The sequence below is a fragment of the Nocardia sputi genome, assembly GCF_023501985.1.
Genome location: NZ_JAMFLC010000017.1, coordinates 68983 through 92996, shown reverse-complemented (window position 1 = coordinate 92996; position 24014 = coordinate 68983). Strand labels below are relative to the sequence as shown.

Here is a 24014-nt window from a genome sequence, read left to right as displayed (position 1 = left end):
CCCACTTTCAAGGAAGGTCCAACGAGCTGACGCCGGTGGCGAAAGCCTGGTCGGTCTCACGGACGGTGTCGGCAGTGACACCCAGCTTTTCCGCCAGCTCGAACAGCGCGTCCCACACCTGCACCGCCCCTTGGTGGAACTCCTCCCACCCGACCGCGAAAGCGCCGGAATTGTTCCCCGTCCAACTCTCCAACATGTCTCGCACGTCGGTCTCCAGCGCGGAGTACCCGTCCCGGCATTGAGTGGCAACATCGAATGCCAAGCGTCCCAACGCCTTGACCTCAGCGGTGTCGATCGACAGTGATGGCTGTTCCCCCGCCACGCCTCTATCCCCCTCTGCCAGCGGATGATTCAGACGAATGTACCCCAGTCACGCAGCCGCCGTCATTCATCGGATCTGGCATCCGTCCGCACGAGGAGATTGTCGCGCGCCCTCTGCAATGTGCCGTCGCCGGAACGTGCGAGGCCGACGCAGGCCTTGCTGTGGCTGTGTCCGTCGTCATGCCCCCAACTCCCCTGTGGCCCTCGGTCAGCGGCCGGACGGCATATTCTTCGACGGCACCGGACGCGACAGTGCTGGGGCGGATGTTCGCGTGTCGCCATCCGGGCTGGCGAGACGCTGTTCCAGGGCGGCGAAAGCACTGATCGCCTCGGGTGACTCGAAGGCCCTGTTGCGGCGGCCCACGCTGAGCTGGCGGAGAATTCCGGCTTCGGCCAAACGCTGCACGGCGGCGTTTGTAACAGGAAAACTGCGTCCGATGAGTGCCGACGCCGTCGCTACGGTGAGGACTGGAGTTCCTACCAGTTTGCCGAGCAGCAGGTCCAGCGCGGAGTTCGCTCGCACCGGCGCCACTCGATCCCGCCACGACCTTTGCAACTCCGCAGCCTTCATCTCGAAAGCGGTAGCATCCTGCGCCGCACGAGTGCAGGCGGCGGCGAAACGCGCCACCCAAGTGTTCAGATCGTCAGTAGCCTGATCGGAATCGGGCGCACCCACGTGCCGAAAGCGAGTCAGACCGTCGATGTAGCTGTCGCTCCACGTGGCGAGAATCAGCGACACAGGCTCGACGACGCGTTCGGCCACGCCGCCGGCGGCGCAGTATCAGGTGGATCAACGCGCGACCGGTTCGGCCGTTGCCGTCGATGAACGGGTGGATCGTCTCGAACTGCGCGTGCGCGATGGCGGCCTGCGCGACAGCGGGCAGATCGTCGCTATTGCAGAACGAGATCAAGTCCTCCATCAACTCGGGTACGAGCTCCGGCGGTGGTGGAACGAAGGCGGCCGAGCAGGGATTGAAGGAGCTGCCACCGATCCAGTTCTGTACGTCTCGTAAAGATCCGCCGTGCTCTGCGAGCCTGGTGCCCGCGAGCAACCGTCGATGAATCTCGAGCAGAACATCTTCGGTGATCGACTCACCACGGCCAACCGCATTGGCGGCCACAGCTATGGCATCGATATTCGCCAGCAACCTCGGCGGCCGTCACGTCCGATGATTCGCCTTCGAGCTGACGCGCCGCCTCCGCGCGCAGCAGTCGACGCGCGCCGACCACCAACCCCTCGATCCGTGACGATGCGATGGCCTCGGCGCGCAGCAGCAACCGAGACAACGCTTCTGTCTCGACGAGCGCCACCGCCTCCGTATCGAGACGGGTGATCGCCACCTCCGCACCGCGCCGTGCCGGCGACGTTCCGCCATATCCACTGATCACGTGGTCCGGTCGGATATCGAATTGCTGCACCACGCCGAAACGCACGGGTAGACCGGGACGCACTGAACGATGTCGACCTGCTCGTCCGGGGTAGCGCGTCTGGACAGCGCCGAACAAGAGCTTTGCGGCAATCGCCCGATGCGGCGGCGATGCCTGCGACAGCATTCGCTCTCGGTTTGCCGTACCTCCGCGCCTGGTCGAAATACCCTGTTGCTCAATCGGTTCCGCAATGTCGACAATGTCACAGAACTTGCCTTGACGACGGTGCGATCGCTACCAATAGTGCGTTCACATCGCACGATACGACGTTCGATTCGTCCACGTCGGGGGTGTCGGGGGTCGGGGAGGAAATGAATTCAATGTTCTATCGCGCTGCAATACAGATCGGTCGTAAGGCGCTCATCGGTGCGCTACCGCTGGCCGTGGCGACTACGTTCGCCGGTGCCGGAGCCGCATCGGCCACCAACTACGCCGAGCAGCAGGCGCAGTTGGCCCAGGCGATTTCGACCACGGGCACGTCCGCGGACATCGTCTACAACGCCACCGTCGCGCCGGACCTGAGGACCGTCTCCACAACGCTGGATGCCGGCACTTTCCAGCTCGGCGAGACCTCGATCAAGGTCGTCAACAAGGCGGGCGCGGCGGTCACCGAGCTTCCGCGCACGCTGGCCACGCCGTCCGGAACCACCATCGCCCTGGATGCCGAGGTGTCCGAAGACGGCCGGACGCTGTCGGTGACGACACCCGAGGTCTCGGCAGCGACGGGCGCGGAGCTGAAGGACATCGCGACGAATCCGGGAGCGCAGTACCCGGATCCGGTCATGAACGGTGCGGCCGCGGGCGCGGGCGTCGGCGCGGTCGCCGCCCTCATCACCTGCATCCCGACCCTGGCGATCTTCGTCGTCGGTTACGCGCTGTGCGCCGTGGTCGGCGTGGTGACCACCGCCATCCTGGGCGCCGTGATCGGCGCGATCGTGGGTACGGTCGCACCCGATGTCATTCCGCAGGTGCTGCCCTGACAATCAGCGATTGACCTGCTGAGCTGAAGTCGCGAAAGGCGCTGTGGCGGAGCTGATCCGCCGCAGCGCCTTTCTTCGGGTCGTCTGCGATTCGCTACTCGGCGCAAGCTCGGTGGTCACACCGTCGCCGCGCGAGAGGCGGCGGGAAGATCACATCGGGTACACCGGGTGCTTGCGCGGGTTGAACTCCGGCTTGACCGGCGGCTTGTCCCGCAACAGGCGCAGCGCGTTCCGGATCTCCAGACGGGTACGCGCCGGTTCGATGACCGCGTCGATGTAGCCGCGTTCGGCGGCGATCCACGGGGTGGCGATCGTCTCGTTGTACTGGTTGATCATGAACTCGCGCGCCGCTGCCCGATGCTCCTCCGGCACCGCCGCCAATTGCCGCTTGCCGATGAGGTCGACCGCGCTGTCGGCGCCGATCACAGCGATCCGGGCCGTCGGCCAGGCGAAACTGATATCGGCGCCTACCTGTCGGGCCGCCATCATGCCGTAGGCGCCACCGTAAGACTTGCGCACGACCAGGTTGATGATCGGGACCGTCGCCTCGATGATCGCACGCGGGACCCGCCCGCCGCGGATGATCACGCCGTTGGCTTCCTGCTCGAGGCCCGGCAGCACGCCCGGGGTGTCCGCGACGAACACCAGCGGGATATTGAACGCGTCGCAGAGCCGGATGAAGTAGGTCGACTTGTCCGAGCAGGCGGCGTCGATGGAACCACCCAGCACCAACGGCTGGTTGGCGATCACACCGACCGGAGAGCCGTCGACCCTGGCGAACCCGGTGATCAGATTCGGTGCGAACGCGGCGCGGATTTCGTGGAATTCACCATCGTCGAAGATCCGCAGCAGGATTTCGTGCATGTCGTAACCGGCGCGATCGGAATCCGGGATGATCGTGTCGAGCTCCCGATCGGTAGCAGTGATCTCCGGCTCCAGGCCGGGGTTCACGATCGGCGGGTGCTCGAGACAACTCGTCGGCATGTAGCTGAGGTAATTGCGCGCCCACTCGTAGGCTTCCTGCTCGGTGTCGGCCACGTGATGCAGGGTGCCGCGTTTGGCCTGCACCTCGGCGCCACCGAGCTCCTCAGCGGTGACGTCCTCACCGTTGACGGCTTTGATCACCTCCGGCCCGGTGACGAACATGTAGGAATCCCTGGTGCCGATGAGCACGTCGGTGTTGATCGGCCCGTACACCGAACCCGCCGCACACTTGCCGAGAATGATCGACACCTGTGGCACATATCCGGACAGTTTCTCCAACACTCGGGAAATATCACCGAACGAAGCGATCGAACCCACCGCGTCCTGGATACGCGCGCCGCCGGAATCATTGATCGTCACTACCGGGCATGCGTTGTCGAACGCGAGTTGCAGGGCCCGCATGAATTTGCGGGCGGACGTGATACCGACCGACCCGCCGTACACGGTCTGATCGTGGGCGATCACCACCACCGGACGGCCGCCGATCAGGCCGCGACCGGTGACCAGCCCGTCACCGTAGAGAGCATCCGGTCGGTCGGGCTGACGAGCCAACGCACCGGTCTCGATGAACGTCCCGCGGTCGAGCAGCATGTCCACGCGCTGGCGAACGCTCGGAACGCCCTTCTTCTCCCGCTTGGCGGCACCGGCCTCACCCGCCGGTTCCGCAGCGATCGTCAGGATCTCGAGCAGTTCATCGAGCTTCGCCTCGGTACCTGTCACGCTCGCCGCCACCTTTCGAACCAACTGTTGCGCCCCCGCGACGTTAAGCGCTATCGACACAAAACGTGTCATCGAACTGGATATCCGGGACAAATCACAGCCGGGGTCGGCCACACATCAGATCCTCGACAGTCAGAGGAACGAAGGACTGGCAAGACGCCGTTCCATGGCGGTGATCGCCTCAGGCGACTCGAAGGCACGGACGCGGCGGCCGACAGTGAGCCGGCGCAGGATTCCACCTTCGGTCGAACACTCCACCGCGGCGTTCGCGGCGGGAACCGCGTCCGATCAGTGTTGCCGCGGTGCAAGCGCCTCCATGAAAGGCGAGGGCACGGACTCAGTGTGAGTCCGTGCCCTCGGGTGTCTTGCTATCCGGGTGCGCTCACGAGGAGCGCGAGCTCACCAGGAGCTCTTGTGCACACCCGGCAGCTCGCCCCGGTGCGCCATCTCGCGCAGGCAGACGCGGCAGAGGCCGAACTTGCGGTAGACCGCGTGCGGGCGACCGCACCGCTGGCAGCGGGTGTAGGCGCGGACCGCAAACTTGGGCTTGGCGTTGGCCTTGTTGACCAGTGCTTTCTTTGCCATGTGCTCAGTTCTCCTTGAACGGGAAGCCGAGGTGCTTGAGCAGGGCACGGCCTTCTTCGTTGTTGGTCGCGGTGGTCACCACGGTGATGTCCATACCACGCGGACGGTCGATGCGGTCCACGTCGATCTCGTGGAACATCGACTGCTCGCTCAGGCCGAACGTGTAGTTGCCGTTACCGTCGAACTGCTTCGGCGACAGGCCGCGGAAGTCGCGGATACGGGGCAGCGCGATGGAGACCAGGCGGTCGAGGAACTCCCACATCCGGTCGCCGCGCAGGGTGACCTTGGCGCCGATCGGCATGCCCTCACGCAGCTTGAACTGCGCGATGGACTTGGTCGCCTTGCGGATCTGCGGCTTCTGGCCGGTGATCAGGGCCAGGTCCTCAACGGCGCCGTTGATCAGCTTCGCGTCGCGGGCGGCGTCGCCGACACCCATGTTGACGACGACCTTCACCACGCCCGGGATCTGCATCACGTTGGCGTAGCCGAATTCCTTGTTCAGCGCGTCCTTGATCTCTTCGCGGTAGCGCTGCTTCAGCCGGGGCTGCACTTTTTCCGTCGTGGTCATATCAGATGTCCTTCCCGTTCTTACGGGAGATCCGGACCCGCTTGCCGCTCTCCTCGTCGGTCCGGTAGCCGATACGGGCCGGCTTGCCGTCGGAGTCGACGACCATCACGTTCGAGACGTGGATGGGGGCTTCCTGGGTCACGATGCCGCCCGAGGAGGCGCCGCGCTGGTTGGCGGAGTTCGCGACGTGCTTCTTGATCCGGTTCACGCCCTCGACGAGGACCCGGTTCTCCTTGGGGTAGGCCTGGATGACCTTGCCCTTGGCGCCCTTGTCCTTGCCCGAGATGACGAGCACGGTGTCACCCTTGTGCACCTTCATGTCAGAGCACCTCCGGAGCCAGCGACACGATCTTCATGAACTTCTTGTCGCGCAGTTCGCGGCCGACCGGGCCGAAGATGCGAGTGCCGCGCGGGTCGTTGTCCGCCTTGATGAGCACGGCCGCGTTCTCATCGAACTTGATGTAGGAACCATCCGGACGACGGCGCTCCTTGGTGGTGCGCACGACGACGGCCTTGACGACGTCACCCCGCTTCACGTTGCCGCCGGGGATGGCGTCCTTCACGGTAGCGACGATGATGTCGCCGATACCGGCATAGCGACGCGACGAACCGCCGAGAACGCGGATGCAGAGAATCTCCTTCGCACCCGTGTTGTCGGCGACGCGCAGTCGCGACTCCTGCTGAATCACTTCAGCGTCCTCCTTGACCTGGACGTATGTGCACGCCGGATTGCCGACCCGACGGGCATGGTCGGTTGCCCTCCGGACGCGCGCCTGCCAGCGGTTTTCTCGGTTCGAGCAAGAAACACGGAACCAACCACTGGGGGTTCACTGCCGGATTGCGGGCACAGCTCCCGCAGGCAACCGGTCTAGTGTATGGGAATCCGCAGGTCGTTCCCAAATCGGGGGCGCGACCGGGCAGCCCGCAGGCCACACACAACGGCGCCCGTGCCCGAATCCAGGCTGGACCGGCGCCGCGCCGGTAGCCTCGTGTCCTGCAAGGCTGCCTTCGTACATCTGCGGCAACGCCGCGTCGGGGAGAGGATTCTCGTGACATCTACCGGTCGTCCAGGGAAGCTGGATCGTCGTGCCTTCCTGATCGCACTCGGAGCGGTGCCCGCCGCCGCCGCGCTGGTCGCGTGCTCGAACGAGGCCGAGCCCGCGAGCCGGACGCTCACCGGCGTCGATCTCGCCGGAGCGGACGAGACGATCCGGCCGCAGGACGACCTGTACCGGCACGTCAACGGGAAGTGGCTGCGGGAATACCAGCTGCCGCCGGACAAGGTCGCCTTCGGCTCCACGAGCGAGGCGGCCGAGCGCACACAGCAGCAGCTGCGGGAGATCATCGACGGTATCCGGGATCCGGAGCCCGGCTCGGAAGCGCAGCAGATCAAGGACCTCTACGACGCGCGCCTGGACTGGGACGAGATCGAACGGCTCGGCGTCACCCCGCTGGCGGCGTTGTTCGCCAAGATCGACGGAGCCGCCACCAAGCCGGACTTGGCGAAGGTGATGGCCGAATTGCCGATCGGCGGGCTGATCGGGCTCGGCATCGGCGTCGACCGGAAGAATTCCGACGCCTACATCCCCTCCGTCGGCCAATCCGGCCTCGGACTCGGCGAGCAGTACTACCGGAAGCCGGAGTACGGCGAGGTGCTCGCGCAGTACCGAACCTTCCTCGAGCGCATCGCGGCGGGCGCGGGGTTGGCCGATCCGGCCGGAATCGCCCAGCGGGTGTTCGACCTGGAGAAGCGGATCGCATCCGCGCACTGGGACAACGTGCGCAACCGCGACACCGACGCGACCTACAACTTGTACAGCTGGGCCGATATGACCGCGCTCGCCCCGGGCTTCGACTGGGATCCGTGGCTGGCCGGGAACACCGACCGCCCGCGCGAGCTGTTCGCGACGATGGTGGTCAACCAGCCGTCCTTCATCACGGCGGCGGGCCAGTTGTGGACCGAGGTGGATATCGCGACGTGGCGGGACTACCTCCGGCTGTACGTGCTGCGGGAGTTCGCCCCCTACCTTCCCAAGGCCATCAACGACGCCAACTTCGATTTCAAGGGCAAGGTGCTCAACGGGCAGGACGAGCGCCCGGAACGCTGGAAGTACGGCGTCGGGATCGTCGACGACAAGCTCGGCGAGCAGCTCGGGAAACTGTACGTGGCCGAGCACTTCCCGCCCGACGCCAAGGAGCGGGCCAAGGAGATGCTGGCCGACGTGATCGCCGCATACCGGGAGAACTTCACCAATTCGACCTGGATGTCGCCCGCGACCAGGACGGCGTCGCTGGAGAAGCTGGACAAGATCGATCCCAAGATCGGCTACCCGGACAAGTGGGTCGACTACTCCAAGCTGAAGATCACCAAGGGCAAGCTGATCGAGTCCTTGCTCGCCATCAACGACTTCGAGGTCAAGCGAGCGTTCGCGCGCCTTGGCACCCCGGTCGACAAGACCGAATGGGGCATGTCGCCGCAAACGGTGAACGCGTACTACTCGGCGACCTCCAATCAGATCGTCTTCCCGGCCGCCTATCTCCAGCCGCCCTTCTTCGACAAAGACGCCCTGCCCGCGGTCAATTTCGGCGCTGTCGGGTCGACCATCGGACACGAGATCGGTCACGGCTTCGACGACCAGGGTTCCAAGTACGACGGGGACGGCAATCGCCGCGACTGGTGGACACCCGAGGACCGCGCCGCGTTCGACGCCAAGGCCAAGCAACTGGTCGAGCAGTACAACGTGCTGGTCCCGGAGGGCCTCGAGCCGAGTCAGCACGTCAACGGCGAGCTCACCGTCGGTGAGAACCTCGCCGATGTCCGTGGGCTGCAGATCACGCTGGCCGCCTTCCGCATCGCGGAGAAACGCCGCGGTATCGACAACCCCGACTACCGCACCATGTTCCTGTCCTGGGCCCGCAGCTGGCGGGAGAAGCAGACCAAGGAACTCACGGTCCGCTACCTCGCCGCCGACACCCACTCCCCCGCGGAATTCCGCTGCAACCAGGTCGTCCGGAACCTCGCGGAGTTCTACGAGACTTTTGAGGTGAAGGAAGGCGACAAGCTGTTCCTGCCGGCCGATCAGCGCGTCACCTTCTGATTCAAAGGCGCGGCAGCCGCGGGCGCGGGGCGAACCCGCGCCCAGCGGGATGCCGGCCGGCGGCCCGGACGAATTCGCGGCGCCACACGGCTCTGGACCGACGTCCGGAACCCGGGCCGTCGGAACCGGTTCTCGGTCCCCGGCGCGCATGAGCTCGAGCGTCGGTCCAGCGGACCACCCGACGTCGGCCGACATGCCGCGTGCGGCGGTCGCGATCAATTCGGCTGCCTGCCGTCGACCACGCCGACCCACGTGCTTGTCGAGTTCGACGGCTAGCGCGGCGGGTGGGATTCCCCTGCGCAGCGCCGCGTGCAGCGTTGCCAGCGCGTCCATCCGGGGCAGTGTGCGAGCGAGGTCGACGGCGGTACGGACGGCGTTGGTGGCGACGGTCCCGCGCACCAGTTCCAACTCCGCCGGATCGACTCGCTCGCGATGCACGACGAGCCGACGCGAGCGCGAGGCCCGTATGCCCAGCACGTCGGTCGGCCGATCGTCCAAGACGGCGAACCCGTGCAGCTCGGCGGCGGTGTGGTAGGCGGCAACCAGGGATTCCGGCCCCAAGGACAACCGCGCGGCCTCGACCCGCAGGCCGGGTGACGCCGGGGTAGCCGCCTCGCGGTACACCCCACGGAATACCCGCACCCACTCACCACTATCGATCCGGGCGCGCAGTTCGGCGCGGCTGTACTCGAGCTGTATCTGCATCGCGGTGAACACCCCGAACTGCTTGTCCCGCAATTGCTCCAAGCCTGGTCGCATACGCCGAGCATGCCTCGCGGCCCAACCACGAGATCGTGGCCCACCAGCTGATTTCCCAACCCTGTGCACAACCGTCACAGGTGTGGACAACTCGGTGAACGCAGCGGAACGGTGGACCCATAGGGAACTCGGATGAGCCGTCCGAGGTCATGTCCATCGGCCTGCGCCACGACACCCGCCAGGAGCCCGTCGCGGCGGGCTGATCCTGCCGCCGCGGTTCCCGCCAGGCGAGGCGTGGCGGGACGGGTCCGCCGCGGGCTGATCAGCGCGACGTCCGATTACCGCCGGTCATGCTCGCGCCGAACCACCAGACTGACCGCATGACCACGACCGACCCGATGACCGTGCTGACGGGGATGTACGCGGCCGAAGCGGAGTACCTGGCGGCAGGAGGACCGGGCAGCGCCTCATTCGCGCTGCTCGTTCCCTTCTTCCACCCTTCGGTGGTGCTGCATCAGGCCGAGAGCCTGCCGTATGGCGGACCCTGGCGCGGCCACGACGGCATGGAGCGGTTCTTCCGCGCGATGAGTGCGACCTGGGAGGTTTTCGACCTGCTCGCGCAACGATTCCTGGCGACCGGCGAAACCGCCGTGGTACACACCGAGATACGCGCACGGGCACGCGCGACGGGCCGAGAGATCAACTTCCCGATCCTGCAGACGATCGGGTTCACGGACGGCCGCATCGCCGAGGTGCGTCCCTTCTATTGGGATACCACCGCGGTCGCAGCCGCTTGTGACGAATCCGCGCCATAGCCGACCACCGCTACAGACTTCGGCCATTGGCGAGCGCCTATCACGCTGTTCGGTGCGGAAGCGTTCGGTGGAGAAACGTTCGGACCTTTCGGTGACCGCGCCATCCGCCGAACAGTCGCCCGTGCTGCCCGTCGCCATCCGATGGGTGAGCCGAACCGTCCCGCTCACCCGCCGGATCGACGCCGCGCGGCCAGCGGCGCGCAAGGTCCAGCAGGTAACGGAGCTGGTCCGCGTGATCGCCGGGGGCGGCGGGCGCGATCGCGCCGCACTGTTGCAGACGCGCCGCGGAGGCGACGCGAATGGCTTGCCGACGGTCGGCCGCCACCTGCCGGTTGACCGATGTCGGCGCATACTGCCGGAGCAGAATCAGCGCGTCCTGGATCTCGACGGTCATCCGGTACAAGCGTGATGCCGACTCGAAATGGCGCTGCGGCAGAACGACTTCGGGAACCGCCGTAGTGAGATCACTCCACAGGGGCTGCAATCGGCGGCAATAGCGAGCGTCCCGATCCAAGCCGGCGCGCATCATCAGCGCCTCCAGCAGTGGAATCGATACGAGGGCCGCGAGGAAGCCGAACGCGACGATCGAGGCAACAGCCCATCCGAGGCCGGGAGAGCCCGGTACAGCACCCCCCGCGACCTGGACGATCCCACCCGTCGTGGACAGCAGGCAGTAGAGCCCGAACACGAGCAGCGCCGAGTACGTCAGTCGCTCCCGCAGGACCGGCGTCCCCAGCCGGAGTTCCCGGACGCATACGCGAGCCAGCAGCACACCGATACAGCCGGTGAACAAACACGACACCGACCACAGCAACCCTTCCCAGTCGAGGACCGAGCGCAGGTCGGCGCCGAGCCGCTCCGACACCGCGCATACCCAAGTGACCAGTGCGAATATCGCCGCGATCGCGTTGTATCGGCGTTGCCGCGCGCCGACGCCCTCTGGGCTGGCACCGTCCAGCAGCCTGGCGAAGCCATAGGAATAGGCCAACGCGAAAACGCCGAGACTCATGAACAGCTGCTGCCCCAGCGCCGCCTCACCCCCGACCGTAGCCACCAGGTAGCCGATCAGCACGGCTGCGACGTCCCATCTCAGTGCGCGATTGATCAGCTGGTCCGCTACGGCGTCGTTGACCAGCAACCAGCGTCCGATGGACACGAGGACCACGAGGACCATCGTCGCGGCGAACACAGCGGGCGGTGTTGATGTCATCGTGGTGCACAGTAGAACCCCACACCCAAGGCGGCCAATCGAGCCGCGCTTCGCGCATGGATCAATCCGAGTCACTCGGTCAACCGATGCTCGAGCGCATGCCTCCGGTGTCTGTCGAGCCTGGTGCAGGCGAACAGGTGGATGAGGTCAGCCGCTCGGACCGCCTTCTCAGGCACCCGCAAGATAGGTTAGCCTTGGCTGAATTCGGCTCTTTACGCCGAGTTGGGGAGGTTCCCCGATGAAGGAGGTTCAACGATGAAGCGTGTTCGAGCACCCCGCGTTTGGGCGAGGGCGGCGGTAGCCGTGCTGGCCGGCGCACTCACACTCGGCGTCACCGCGTGCGGCTCGTCGGACGACGAATCCGCTTCCGGTGATCGGATCACCATTACCCACGCGCGTGGAGAAACCACCATCGAGGGAACCCCGAAGAAGATCGTTGCCCTCGGCAACCAGTGGCTGGATGCCACGCTGGCGCTGGGCGTGAACCCGGTCGGCTACGTCGACACCATCGCCATGGTCTCCCAGAGCGCACCCCCGTGGGAGCCGAAGTCACTGGAATCCGCGAAGGTTCTCAATCCGATGGGCAATATCGCAGAGCAGGTCGCCGCGCTGGAGCCTGATCTCATTCTCGCCGACACGTTTCTGGCCGATCAGAAGAACTATGACGAGCTCACCAAGGTCGCGCCCACTCTGCCCGGCCTTACCAAAGACACCGTCACCCCGTGGCAGGACCAGGTGACCACGCTGGGCAAGGTGCTGCGCAAGCAGGGTGAGGCGAGTGCGGTGATCTCGAACGTGGACAAGAAGATCGAGGGGATCATCGCGACCAACCCAGGACTGAAAGGCAAGACCTTCGCCAGCACCTGGCTGAGCGGGCCCACCCAGCTGATGGTGCTCACCGACCAGAACGACGGCTCTGCCAAGGTCTTCGCCCAGCTCGGTCTCACCATCCCGAAGAATCTCACCGAGCAGCCCTCCAGCCAGGGTCGTCTGGCACTGTCGCCGGAGCGCGCCGACGAACTCACCGCTGATCTGTTGTTGGCCGGCTACTCCCCCGGCATGGATGAGGCCTATCGCAACCTGCCGGGATACGCCGAGCTGCCCGCCGTGAAAAAGGGCTCGGTCGTGTTCCTGACCACCCAGGAGATCAGCGCTGTGAACCAGCCGACCGCGCTCTCGGTGCCCTACATCCTGGACAAGATCTCGCCCGCGTTCGCCGCGGCCTCGAAATAGGCAGCGCACCGATCGAATTGGTTCGACAAGCGGAGGTTAGCGGTTTGCCCGCCGTCAGATATCCCGACCAGACCAGGTTCGCCTTGCGGGAGGACGCCACCTGCCTGACGATGCCCACGGGCGCGATTCTGCTGAATCCGCCGCGCAACGAGAAGCTGACCGGCCTCCCCGCCGGCCAGCTCCAAGCGCTGAAGGCGCTCAACCGCGGCCCCGCGACAGTGTCGGAGATGTCCACGGCAGCGGGCGGAGCCGAGGTCACGGACCTGATGGACCGGCTCGCCCGCGGTGGCTGGTTGACTGTCACGGTGCGCGACAGCGAGCGCGACCTCTACACCATCCGTCCGTTCGCACTGCCCGGCCCACGACCGGCAGCGCCGGTCTGTGAACGGGTGACGCTGTCGAAGTTCGCCGTGCTGCACCGGGACTCGAACGGCTTCGTACTGGAACACCCGCTGGCGTGGTGCGACCTGCGCATCCACGATCTACGCCTGCTCACACTGCTCGATCACCCTGCCGCGGCCGATATCGATCTGCCGATCGCGCTCATCTCGCGGTTCACCGAAGATCTGCACTGGTGCGGCTTCCTGGTCACGGATTCGGACGCTGAGGACCAGGAGTTCACCACACGCAGCTGGAACCCGCCGGATCTGTGGTTCCATCGCCGCAGCACCCTGGGTGACCGCACCATCACCTGGGAGAACTTCGGCCCCACCAAGTGGGCGAAGGGCAGGTTCGCGCAGCCACCGGCACGCAAGGCGAACTATCCCGGCGAGCCGGTCGCGTTGACCGTCCCCGATCTGGCGGCCGCAAGGGTCGATGACCCGACCTTGACGACGGTGCTCGAGGACCGAGTTTCGACCAGAGCTTTCGATGACGCGCGGCCGATCACCAGCGATCAGCTGGCCGAATTGCTTTACCGAACGGCCCGGACCCGCAGTACGCGCCCGGCAGGCGAGGGGGAGGAACTGGTATCACGCCCCTACCCCTCGGGCGGCAGCGTCTACGAACTGGAGATCTATCCGATCGTGCGCAATGTCGCCGGTCTTGCACCCGGGATGTACCACTACGACTCGTTCGACCATGTGCTGCGGCCGGTCGCGGCGGCGGATTCGCCCGCGGTAGTCCGGCTTTTGAAGTCCACGTCCGCGACGTTGACCAACGGCGCCGAACCTCAGGTTCTCCTCGTCATGGCGGCACGGTCCGGCCGGGTGATGTGGACCTACGAGCAGGTCGCCTACGCCGTTATTCTCAAACATGTCGGCGTCCTGATGCAGACGCTCTATCTGGCGGCGACCGCCATGGGCCTCGGCGCATGCGCCCAAGGGTTCGGCGACACCGCCGCTTTCGTCGCGGCGGCGGGGGTCGATGAATTGGAGGAGTGCAGCGTCGGCAGCATGATCGTCGGTTCGGCGCCACCGCGCTGACTCGCTCGCTCGCGAACGATCCCTGTCCAGGCACAACATAATACGAGGTCCCAGCGCCGAAAAGCGCTGGGACCTCGTCTTTCGGTAACGCGGGCGGTCAGCCTCGCGCCGACCAGGATTCGCGCAATGCCCGCAGCGCGTCGTCATCGAGGCCGGAAACCGACATCGGGGCGTGATGGCGATCCTCCTTTTCCGGCTCGGAGGACTCGGCGGTGGGCGGATTCGCGATGGCGTCGTCCACCGCGGCGGCCAGCTCCGCGATGGTGAAATACTCGAACACCATCTGTGGCGCCAGCGGTAGCCCTGCCTCGCCGGCCCTGGCGGCCCATTGGATCGCGATGACACTGTCGCCGCCGAGTGCGAAGAAGCCGTCTTCACGACCGATATCGGTGATGTCGAGAAGCTGTTCGAGAATCGAAGCCAGGGTGCGCTCGGTATCGGTTTCCAGCGATGCGGCCGCGGTTTCGACCCGATGATCGGACGCCACCGCGGTCGATGCCTGATGTACGACAGATCTGGTGGCATCCCAGCCATCCGGCAGGATATCCAGTTCACCGAGCGCTCGATCGGGCTGCTCGGTGAAGGCTTCGATCACCTTCACCAGCACATCAGCGAAGATCTCGCCGGTCGTCGCGTCATAGAGATCCGAATTGACCACGACCCGCGCCGTCAGGTCACCATTGGCCTCCGCGGTGTAGTCGAGGTGGAAGTCCATGAACGAGACTTCGTAGTACTTGGCGATACTGGTCACGACCGTCGCGCCGTCCTCGGTGAGGTCGGTCGGCTGCACGCGGGTGCGGAAATGCATCACCACCTGGAACAGCGGATTGCGAGAGAGCGACCGGGGCGGGTTGAGCGTTTCGACCAACCGCTCGAAGGGCACGCCCTGCCTGGTGATGGCGTCCAGCGCCGAGTCACGCACCCTGCCGAGCACCGCGCGCGGCGTCGGGTCACCGGATAGGTCGTTGCGCAGTACCACCATATTGGCGAACAGCCCGATCATGTCCTCGGTCACCGCGTCGAGGCGATTCGCTACGGCGACGCCGATCGGCAGGTCCTCGCCCCCACCGAGCGCGTGCACGGTCGCGGCACTCACCGCCTGGCACAGCATGAAGTCGGTCGCGCCGGCCGCCTCGGCATGCGCCTTGGCGATCTGCCAGGTGGCCGCGGGGACGACCCTGGTGGTACTCAGGCCGTTGTGTCCGAGCACCGGTGGACGCGGCCGGTCGTGGGCGACGGCGATCTCGTCCGGCATTCCGGCCAGCGCCTCGCGCCAATCATCGAGCAACGCCTGCCCGTACGCGCTGACCTCGCCGCGCCCCGGCCCTCGGTCGAAGACCTCGCGCTCCCACATCGCGAAATCGGCGAACTGGATGCCGAGTTCCGGCCAGTCCGGCGATTCGCCGCGCAACCGGGCGCGATAAGCCCGCGTGAGATCGGCGACGAAGATCTGGCATGAGCGCCGGTCGGCGATGATGTGGTGCATCAGGATCGATAGCACATGCGTCTGCGGATCGAGGATGAACAGGCGAAGTCGCAACAGCGGTTCGCCTTGCAGATCGAAGACGTAAGTCGCGTCCTGTGCCAGCTCCCCCTCGAGTTCGGCGGCGGCATCGAGCGCCCCACCGCCGAGTTCGATGGTGGGCACCGGCACCGGGCCGGCCGGGTGCACCTGCTGGTACGGCGTTCCTTCGTGCTCCGGGAACGTGGTGCGCAGCGACTCGTGGCGGGCCACGACGTCATCGATGGCGCTACGGAGGGCTTCGAGGTCGAGCGGACCGTCGAAACGGAGCGGATAAGCGACGTTCTCGCCGTCGATCGCGCCCTCGAGCCGCCGCTGCAACCAGTACACCCGTTGCGAGTAGGACAGCGGGATATGTTCCGGCCGCGGCCGTCGCACCAGATCCGGCCGGGCGGATATCCGAGCCTCGGCAACGGTCTCGGTCTCCCCGGCCGGTTCACCGCCCGGCTCGTCGAATGCGGCGACCTCATCGATGTCGACGCCGAACTCGTCGAGGAACTGGGCGACAAGATGCGCGCTCAGCCCGGTGACGGTCGGGGTGTCGAACGGAACCCGCATGTCGATCTCGATACCGAACTCCGCACGGATCATCGAGATCAGCCGCGCCGCCAGCAGCGAGTGGCCACCGAGTTCGAAGAAGGAGTCGTCGGCACCGATCCGGTCGCGGTCGAACAGCTTGCGGTAGAGGTCGGCCACCCGGATCTCGGTCGGCGTCCGTGGCTCCCGGTAGGTGCGCGCCAGCGTCGGTGCGGGTGTCGGCAGCGCGCGCTTGTCGAGTTTCCCGTGCGCGGTGAGCGGGATTTCGTCGATCACCGTGAATGCCATCGGGACCATGTACTCGGGCAATGTTGCCGCGATATGCGCGCGGACCGCGTCGATGTCGAGGTCGGCGGCCGGCACGGGCACGAGGTAGGCCGCGAGAATGGGACCGAGCGACTCGTGCTCGGTGACCACCACGACGGCGTGTGCGACATCGTTGTGGTCGGTGAGCGCGGCTTCCACCTCGCCTAGCTCGATCCGATATCCGCGCACCTTGACCTGTTCGTCCGCGCGGCCGACGAATTCGAGCTCGCCGGCGGCGTTGCGGCGGGCGAGGTCTCCGGTGCGGTACAGCCGTCCGCCCGGCAGGAACGGATCGGCGACGAAGCGTTCCGCGGTCAGGCCGGGGCGATGCAGATAGCCGCGGGCCAGCTGGCGACCGCCGAGGTAGATCTCGCCGACCACGCCGTTGGGCACCAATTGCAAGGAATCATCGAGAAGGTAGACGTAGACGTTGCGATTCGGAACGCCGATCGGCACGATCCCGGTACCCTGCGGTCCCTCGACCGCCATGTGCGTGGAGCACACAACCGCTTCGGTGGGCCCGTAATGGTTGCGCAACTCGGCGTCGAAGAGCGAGGTGAACCGGTCGGCAACCTCGCCAGGCAACGCCTCGCCGCCCACCGGGACGTGCCGGAGTGTCCGCCAGTCATTGACGTCGGGGAGCATCAGAAAGGTCGCCAGCATCGAGGGCACCATGTGCAGCACTGATATCTCGTGGCGGGTTACCAGGTCCGCGACGTAGGGAATATCGCGGTAGGCGTGCGGTTTCGGGATGACCACCCGTGCGCCCGCCACCAAGGTGAGGAAGATGTCCGCCACCGATGCGTCGAAACTCACCGAGGTCGATTGCAATACCCGGTCCTGCGCGGTGAGGTCCCACTGCGCGACGAAGCTCGTCAGATGCTCGGCGATCGCCTCGTGTGGAACGCAGACACCTTTCGGCCTGCCGGTGGAACCAGAGGTGTAGATCACGTACGCGGTGTTCGACGGTCGCAACGGAGCAACCCGTTGCGAATCGAGCGGATTCGTGTCGGGCAGCGCCGCCGCGGCCCCTTCCGCCGCAGCGAATGCCTCGGCATCGAGGGTGAGTCTCGGCCTGGCGTCGCCGAGCAGATAGTCGATCCGCTCCTCCGGGTAGGCGGGATCGATCGGCAGATAGGCCGCGCCTGCCTTGAGCGTGGCCACGGTCCCGACGACGAATTCGACGGAGGTCGCCATTCTCAGCGCGACGATATCCTCGGCGCCGATACCGTGGCTGATCAGCCAGTGCGCCAGCCGATTCGCACGCTGGTTCAGCGTGTGGAAGCTGAGTTCGACCTCGTCCGAAGCCACCGCGACACGTTCGGGCATCGCGGCGACCTGGTCCTCCAGCAGGGCGACCACCGTGGTCGGGCGCTCGGGGACGAGCGTGCCATGCGAGGCTTCGAGGACGTCGGCGCGATCGGCGCCGAGCATGTCGATGTCGTGCAGGCGCCGGTTCGGCTCGCGCAGTGCGCTGTCGAGCAGCTGAATGTAGTGGTCGAGGAACTGCTCGATGAGGCGCTCGTCCAGTTCGTCGATCAGATAGGTGGCCTCGACGCGAGGCTCCGCGTCATCGAGAATCACCATCAGGCCCAGTTCCTCTTGGGCGACCGCGCTGCCCAGCGCCAATTCGGTGCACTCGATTCCGGGGAGTCGGAACCCATTGGCGGCGCTGCGCGTGGTGAAACTCAGCTGGACGAGCTGTGCCAAGCCGTCTCGTCCGGCCACTCGTTCGGGGCTCACCGCGTGGATCACCTGATCTACGCCGGCACGCTGGTGTGCGAATGCGTCGAGGGAGGTGGCTTTGGTCGCATCGAGAAGGGTGGCGAAGGTCTCGTCACCATCGGGGGTAGCGCGGATCAGCACCGTGTTACCGAAGTAGCCGATGAGGGCCTCGGCGCCGCGGCCGGTGCGGTTGGTCACCGGTACCGATACGAGGAAATCCGTCGCCGCCGTGTAGCGATGCACCACTGCCTCGAAAGCCGTCAGCAGGACGGTGAACGGGCTCGCCGAGTGCTCCCGCCCGATGGCGGCGACCCTGCTCAGAAGCTCCGGCGCCAGTCGTCGCACACAACGGCCCGCGTTCTTCGACCGCGCGCTTCCCGCGTGTTTGCCTGGCAGCTCTAGTCGCTCGGGCAGAGGAATCAACTCGGCGCGCCAATAATCCAGATCGGCGGCGACGATTTCCCCGTCCTGCCCGGCAGCGTCGACATCCACGTATTGCGCGCGGATCTCCGGCAGCACGGCATCGCGATAGCCCGCGTTCATCTCGGCGAAGAACACCGGCCAGGAATCGTCGTCCCAGCTGATGTGATGGACGACCAAGATGAGGACGTGCTCGGCCGCGCCGGTACGCACCAGCGTCGCACGCAGTGGCGAATCGGAGGACAGGTCGAAGGGACGAGCGAACTCCCGGCGCGCGAGTACTTCGATCCGCCGGCTCCGGCCGCTTTCCGGCAGTTCGGTGAGGTCATGCTCCTGCCAGGAGAACTCGGCCTCGGCGCGAGAGACCTGATACGGCTCGCCGGACTTGTCGACGTGGTAGGTGGTACGCAGGATCTCGTGCCGGGCCACCACGGTGGCGCACGCCGCACGGAGCCGTTCGGGCTCCAGCTCACCGTCCAAGCGGTAAGCGACGCACACGTTCAGCGTGGTGTCGTCGGGATCGAGCTGCTGCACGAACCACATGCGGCGCTGCGCGGCCGAAAGCGGGCTCGGCTCGCCACCGCTTCGGGCAGGCACGGTTGTCGGTGTAGGCGCCTGCAGGTTCTGCGCACGCAGTCGCTGCTGCAGTAGTTGCTTCCGACGCTCGAGAATATCTTCTGACATGGTCGTCCTTCAATCGACGGGGGAGCTTGCGGGCCGGCGGATCACAGGTCGGAAACCGCTGTGCGGTCGACCGAGATCGGCGACAACGCGCGTTCGAGCGATGCGACGGCGGCGCGCCATATTCCGGCGAACCGATGCACGTCGGCTTCGGTGAACACGGCGTCGCTCCAGCGCAGCAGAGTGACCAACTGCGGGCCCGCCGGGGTCGCGTGCACGGCCGCGATCACGTCGATCGCGTGCCGAAGCGGGAATGCGGGTTCGGGTGACATCGGAAGTCGCTCGAGCAGGTCGGTATCGGTCACCGGCGTCCACGGCTTGTTCGCACCGACGAGATCGAGGCGCCCGAGATAGTCGAACAGCACCTGCGGCTCCGGTGCACCGACGAGTTCGGGTACTTCCTCGAGATAGCGAAGCACGCCGTAATCCAGACCCCGATTCGGGATCTCGGCCAGCTGTGCGGCGATGGCATCGATCAGTGCCCTCGCGTTGGCCGGTTCGTCCTGTGCCGCGACAATATCCACGTAATCCGTACCCGCCCCGAAGCGCGCCGGGAATATGCTCGTGAACCAACCGACCGTGCGCGACGTATCGATATCTTCGCCGAGCAACCCGTCTTCTCGACCGTGGCCTTCCATCGCGACATATGCCCCGCCGGTCGGATCCTGGCCACGCGAGACGCGCCAAGTCGCCAAAGTCATGGTGAGCGCGGCGAGAAGGAACTCGCGGACGCCGAGCTCGCCGACGAGGCCATCGAGAATCGCGGCCGTAGTCTCGACCGGGACCAGCACGGGGTGGACGTGACACGAGGACAGCGTGTCGGTCTTCGGATCGGGACGCCGAGCACCGAGCACCGGATCCGGTCCGGCGGACTGGCGCAGCCAGTATTCGCGCTGTGCGGCAACGTCCGGCGCGCCGGCGCGCGCCCGGATCCGCTCCGCCCACAAGCGGTATCCGGTGTACTCGCCCGGTGTATCCAAGGCCGAGATCCGCGCGGCGGCGGTATGGTCCTGCGGGGTGAACCGGGCCCAGCTCTCAGCTAGATCGGCGCAGATGATGTACCAGGAAACCGGGTCGACCGCGACGTGATGAATCGAAAGCAGGAGCAGGTCGGGAGCCTCGGATCGGGTGAACCAGACCGCGCGCACCAGGTCACCGGCGAGCGGGTCGATCTGCGCCGCGGCGCTGCGCGCGTGGGTCGCGAGGGTCTCCCGGAAGTCCGCGCCCTCCTCCACCCGAGTCAGGATCTCGGCCGCGCGGACACAACCCGGCTCGCGGGTGTGCAGGTCGTATCCGGTGGCGGTCTCGCTGAAGCGGGACCGCAACAGGTCGTGCCCGTCCAGGACGGACTGCAGGGCGGCCGTCAGTGTCGGCTGGTCGATTTCCTGGGGAAGCTCCAGCAGGGTGCACAGCGACAATCTGCGATATCCGCCGTGCTCGTGCATCCACGACAGGATGGGAACTCGGCCGACGGCGCCGTAGTCCTCCGCCGTGGCCGCGCGGCTCGGTGTCGCTCCGGAATCGATCTGCGCGGCCAGTTCCCGGATCGTGCCCGCGGTGAGCACCATCCGCGGGCTGGTCGATATTCCCCTCCCGCGCAGGGCGTTCACCAATGAGATGGCGACGATACTGTCGAGGCCGAACTCGACCAGATCCTCCTCGACACCGGGCTTCGCGCCCCCGGTCAGTTCGGCGACCACAGTGCAGAGGCTCCGTTCGGTCTCGGTCTTCGGGGCTTCTGCCCCTGCGCCGGACAGCGCTTCCCGCGCTATCGCCTCCAGTTGCCGGGCGTCGAGCTTGCCGTTGGGGGTCACCGGGAGGGCGTCGAGAGCCAGAATGCGCTGCGGAATCATGTATGCGGGCAGGCGCTCGGCGAGGTCTGCGCGCACCTGCGTGGTCGTGCAGTCCGCGCCGACCACGAACCCAACCAGGGTCGGCCCGCTCGGGCGACGTACCGCGATCACCGCGGCCGCACGCACCCGCGGAGACGACAGCAGCGCGGTTTCGATGTCACCGATCTCGATGCGGTAGCCGCGAATCTTCACTTGGCCGTCCGCGCGTCCGAGATACGCCAGAGCACCGGAGGACAACCGCCGCACCAGATCTCCGGTGCGATACATCCGCTCACCGGGGCGGAAAGGGTCCGCGACGAATCGTTCCGCGGTGACACCCGACTTCCCCACGTAGCCGCGGGCCAGCTGCGTGCCGGACAGATAGAGCTCACCGACGACACCGTCCGGGACCGCCCGAAGCCCCGAATCGAGGACGTATCCGGTCATACCCGCGGTCGGAGCGCCGATCGCCGGCGTCGCGGCGGCGTCGGCCACGGAGGCGACCACGGCCTCGACCGTCGTCTCGGTAGGCCCGTAGCAGTTGTACACCGCGATATTCGGCAGCGCGCACAGCTGTTTCCACAACGGCACGCCGATCGCCTCGCCACCCAACGCCAGGACCGCAGGTCCGGCGGTGCCACGATCATCGATCAACCCGGCTGCCGCCAACTGAGCGAACATCGAAGGGGTCGTGTCGATCATGTCCACTCGGTGCCGGTTCATGCCGTCGACGAGCCGTTGCGCGTCCCGCATGTCCTCGGCATCGAACAGGTGGATCGTATGGCCGTCGAGCAACCCGATCAGCGGCTGCCAGGAGGCGTCGAAACTCAACGACCAGGCGTGCGCGATCCGCAACGGCCGACCCAATCGAGCCACCGCGGGCCGGTAGACCCGGTCGCGGTGGTCGGCGAAGTAGCTCGCCAGCGCCGCGTGGGTACCCATCACGCCCTTGGGCTCTCCTGTCGAACCGGACGTGAAGATCAAGTAGGCACACTGCGCGGGCTCGAACGCTGGTGAGTCCATCGCCGGACCTGGCGTGTCGAGCGCGTCGCTCACTGCGAGCACGGAGGGAAGGCCGGCGACTTCCGCCAGCGCGGCGGCGCCCCCGCCGTCCACCAGCGCAAGGCACGGCTTGGATTGGCGCACAATGGATTCGATGCGCGAGGCAGGGAGGTCGATGTCGACCGGAACGTACGCGGCCCCGGTGGCGAGCACCCCCAGGATCGCTACGATCGACCGCGCGGATCGCGGCAAGGCAAGTGCGACGACGTCTTCGGCGCCTATCCCGCGCTGTGTCAACGCAGTCGCCAAGCGGGACGCGGACTCGGACAACTCGCGGTAGGTGTACCGCTCGTTCTCGGTGGTCAGTGCGAGAGCGTCCGGCGTCGCCGCGACCTGACGGGCGAACAGCTCCGGCACCGTCGCGCCGAGTACGTCCTGCGCCGTTCGCTCCGGAGGTCTTGGACGTTCGTGCGGCAACAGCACATCCAACGCACCCCGATCCGCCTCGCCGAGGGTTGGCAGCCGACGCAGGACGGAGACGAGCCGGGCGACCAGATCCGAGACCGACAGCTGGCCGAGCAACGCGGGGACGGCCTCGACTCCCACCGACAACTCGCCGTTCAGCAGATACGACACCACCGCCAGCGGGTAGTGAGTGAGGCCTTGCGATACCGACATCTGGAATCGGGCGCCATCGGTCGTGGTGATCGTCCCGAACACGTCGGCGACCGGGGCGTTCTCGAAGACGAAAAGGGTGTCGAAGAGCGCACCTCGGCCTACCGCGCGCTGGATGGTCGACAAGCTCAAGTAACCGATGTCCCGCATCGCCGCCGCCTCGCGCTGTAGCTGTGCGCAGGTTCCGGCGACCCGGTCGGCATCGAATTCTCCCGTGCCCAGCTGGATTCGCACGGGGATGGTGTTGATGAACAGCCCGATCATCGTCTCTACGCCGGACAGTTCATCGGGTCGTCCCGAGACGGTGGTGCCGAACACCACTTCGCGACGGTCGGTGAGCCTGCCCAGCACGAGAGCCCAGGCGAACTGCACCACGGTGTTCATGGTCAGTCCGTGCGCGCCCGCCCAGCGCCGTACCCGGCCGGTGTCGACCGCGTCGAGCGTCAGCTTGTGAACTTCCGGCACGATCGTGTTGACGATCGATGATGAGCGGTCACCGAGGATGAGCGGCTCGACATCGCCGAGGTACTCGGCCCACAGGCGCAGGTCGGCGTCGCTGTCGCGGGCCGAAAGCCAGCCGATGTAGTCGCGGTAGGGCCGGGGCGCGGGCAGCGCGGCGGCTGACCCACCCGCCTGATACACCGCGAAGACCTCGCGGAAGAACACGCCGAGTGACCATCCGTCCATCAGGATGTGATGCGCGGTCAGAATCATCCTGCGCGACCCGTCGGGCAGCGTCGCGAGCACGACCCGCAAGGCCGGGCCGCGCTCCAAGTCGAAACCGCGACGCGCTTCCGATTCCGCGATGGCGGCGAATCCCCGTGCGTCAGCCGCACGTTCGAACCACGGCAGCTCGATGGAGCCCGGCACGATCTGCACCGGCCTGGGCAGATCCCGGTCCCAGAACACCGCACGCAGGTTGGCGTGCCGCCGCACGATCGCCTCGACGCTGCGGCGCAACAGCGCCACATCGACCGGACCGGTGATCTCGATCTCGATCTGCATGATGTAGAGATCGTCCGCGCCGGCCAATTCGGCCAGGGAGAACAGGCCCTCCTGCAACGGGCTCAACGCGAGCACGTCCTCGATTTCCGGCAGCGCCGCCGAATCACGCGCGGCCACGGGCGCTTGTGTCTTCTCCGACATGAAGCCGACTCCTCAGCGGTTGTTCTCGGACATCAGCACCACAACGAAAGTGCGGATCGAACTCACCTACCTGTTGCCTTGCACCTGATATCCCTCAGGCCCG

At 66.3% G+C, this 24014-nt stretch carries 17 protein-coding genes and 1 pseudogene; 5 read left to right on the top strand and 13 right to left on the bottom strand.

Features of this window, described 5'->3' with window-relative positions:
- Positions 1-7 precede the first annotated feature (7 nt).
- The 4 genes from M8859_RS22295 to M8859_RS22280 form a co-directional block, all read right to left on the bottom strand.
- Positions 8-322 carry a WXG100 family type VII secretion target gene (locus M8859_RS22295; RefSeq protein ID WP_159922798.1) on the bottom strand — a complete coding sequence of 105 codons (315 nt, stop codon included), beginning with the start codon at positions 320-322 and terminating at the stop codon, positions 8-10.
- 207 nt (positions 323-529) lie between these two features.
- Positions 530-892, bottom strand: a complete 363-nt coding sequence (locus tag M8859_RS22290) for a hypothetical protein (RefSeq protein ID WP_249644105.1) — start codon at positions 890-892, stop codon at positions 530-532.
- A gap of 73 nt (positions 893-965) precedes the next feature.
- The gene (locus M8859_RS37705) at positions 966-1442 is read right to left on the bottom strand and encodes a Fic family protein (RefSeq protein ID WP_201295193.1); all 477 of its coding nucleotides are present in this window, start codon (positions 1440-1442) and stop codon (positions 966-968) included.
- Positions 1414-1875 carry a Fic/DOC family N-terminal domain-containing protein gene (locus tag M8859_RS22280; RefSeq protein WP_201295192.1) on the bottom strand — a complete coding sequence of 154 codons (462 nt, stop codon included), beginning with the start codon at positions 1873-1875 and terminating at the stop codon, positions 1414-1416. The genes M8859_RS37705 and M8859_RS22280 overlap by 29 nt, the downstream gene beginning before the upstream one ends.
- Positions 1876-2069: 194 nt before the next feature.
- Between M8859_RS22280 and M8859_RS22275 the strand changes: the two genes are divergently transcribed.
- Positions 2070-2729 carry a DUF8020 domain-containing protein gene (locus M8859_RS22275; protein ID WP_159922796.1) on the top strand — a complete coding sequence of 220 codons (660 nt, stop codon included), beginning with the start codon at positions 2070-2072 and terminating at the stop codon, positions 2727-2729.
- A gap of 150 nt (positions 2730-2879) precedes the next feature.
- Here the strand turns inward: M8859_RS22275 and M8859_RS22270 are convergent, their stop codons facing one another.
- The 5 genes from M8859_RS22270 to rplN all read right to left on the bottom strand — a co-directional run bounded on the left by M8859_RS22270 (position 2880) and on the right by rplN (position 6275).
- On the bottom strand, positions 2880-4433 hold the full coding sequence (locus tag M8859_RS22270) for an acyl-CoA carboxylase subunit beta (protein WP_159922794.1): 1554 nt from the start codon (positions 4431-4433) through the stop codon (positions 2880-2882).
- 399 nt (positions 4434-4832) lie between these two features.
- The gene (locus tag M8859_RS22265; RefSeq protein ID WP_014981705.1) at positions 4833-5018 is read right to left on the bottom strand and encodes a type Z 30S ribosomal protein S14; all 186 of its coding nucleotides are present in this window, start codon (positions 5016-5018) and stop codon (positions 4833-4835) included.
- A 4-nt stretch (positions 5019-5022) separates the two neighbouring features.
- A complete protein-coding gene (gene rplE / locus M8859_RS22260) occupies positions 5023-5586 on the bottom strand; it encodes a 50S ribosomal protein L5 (protein WP_040864866.1) in 564 nt (187 codons plus the stop codon).
- 1 nt (position 5587) lies between these two features.
- Complete coding sequence (rplX, locus tag M8859_RS22255) at positions 5588-5905, bottom strand: 50S ribosomal protein L24 (RefSeq protein WP_040864865.1); 318 nt, start codon at positions 5903-5905, stop codon at positions 5588-5590.
- Between the two features lies 1 nt (position 5906).
- Positions 5907-6275 carry a 50S ribosomal protein L14 gene (gene rplN / locus M8859_RS22250; RefSeq protein WP_039795505.1) on the bottom strand — a complete coding sequence of 123 codons (369 nt, stop codon included), beginning with the start codon at positions 6273-6275 and terminating at the stop codon, positions 5907-5909.
- A gap of 360 nt (positions 6276-6635) precedes the next feature.
- Here rplN and M8859_RS22245 point away from each other — a divergent pair, with 360 nt between their 5' ends.
- Positions 6636-8684, top strand: a complete 2049-nt coding sequence (locus M8859_RS22245; RefSeq protein ID WP_236565372.1) for a M13 family metallopeptidase — start codon at positions 6636-6638, stop codon at positions 8682-8684.
- A 624-nt stretch (positions 8685-9308) separates the two neighbouring features.
- Here M8859_RS22245 and M8859_RS37700 read toward each other — a convergent pair.
- A pseudogene (locus M8859_RS37700) lies at positions 9309-9443 on the bottom strand (type IV toxin-antitoxin system AbiEi family antitoxin domain-containing protein); the annotation flags it as partial.
- A gap of 320 nt (positions 9444-9763) precedes the next feature.
- Here M8859_RS37700 and M8859_RS22240 point away from each other — a divergent pair.
- Positions 9764-10198, top strand: coding sequence for a nuclear transport factor 2 family protein (locus M8859_RS22240; RefSeq protein WP_249644103.1), 435 nt, complete (start codon positions 9764-9766; stop codon positions 10196-10198).
- A gap of 40 nt (positions 10199-10238) precedes the next feature.
- On the opposite strand, the gene M8859_RS22235 is transcribed toward M8859_RS22240, so the two are convergent.
- Complete coding sequence (locus tag M8859_RS22235; RefSeq protein ID WP_249644102.1) at positions 10239-11408, bottom strand: DUF6545 domain-containing protein; 1170 nt, start codon at positions 11406-11408, stop codon at positions 10239-10241.
- A 255-nt stretch (positions 11409-11663) separates the two neighbouring features.
- Between M8859_RS22235 and M8859_RS22230 the strand changes: the two genes are divergently transcribed.
- Both M8859_RS22230 and M8859_RS22225 read left to right on the top strand, forming a co-directional pair.
- Complete coding sequence (locus M8859_RS22230; protein ID WP_249644101.1) at positions 11664-12641, top strand: ABC transporter substrate-binding protein; 978 nt, start codon at positions 11664-11666, stop codon at positions 12639-12641.
- A gap of 44 nt (positions 12642-12685) precedes the next feature.
- Positions 12686-14065: a SagB family peptide dehydrogenase gene (locus M8859_RS22225; RefSeq protein ID WP_249644100.1), complete on the top strand. Its 1380-nt coding sequence runs from the start codon at positions 12686-12688 to the stop codon at positions 14063-14065.
- Positions 14066-14162: 97 nt separating this feature from the next.
- Here M8859_RS22225 and M8859_RS22220 read toward each other — a convergent pair whose 3' ends face one another.
- Positions 14163-19259: a non-ribosomal peptide synthetase gene (locus tag M8859_RS22220; RefSeq protein ID WP_249644099.1), complete on the bottom strand. Its 5097-nt coding sequence runs from the start codon at positions 19257-19259 to the stop codon at positions 14163-14165.
- A gap of 41 nt (positions 19260-19300) precedes the next feature.
- Positions 19301-23911, bottom strand: coding sequence for a non-ribosomal peptide synthetase (locus tag M8859_RS22215; RefSeq protein ID WP_249644098.1), 4611 nt, complete (start codon positions 23909-23911; stop codon positions 19301-19303).
- Positions 23912-24014 lie beyond the last annotated feature (103 nt).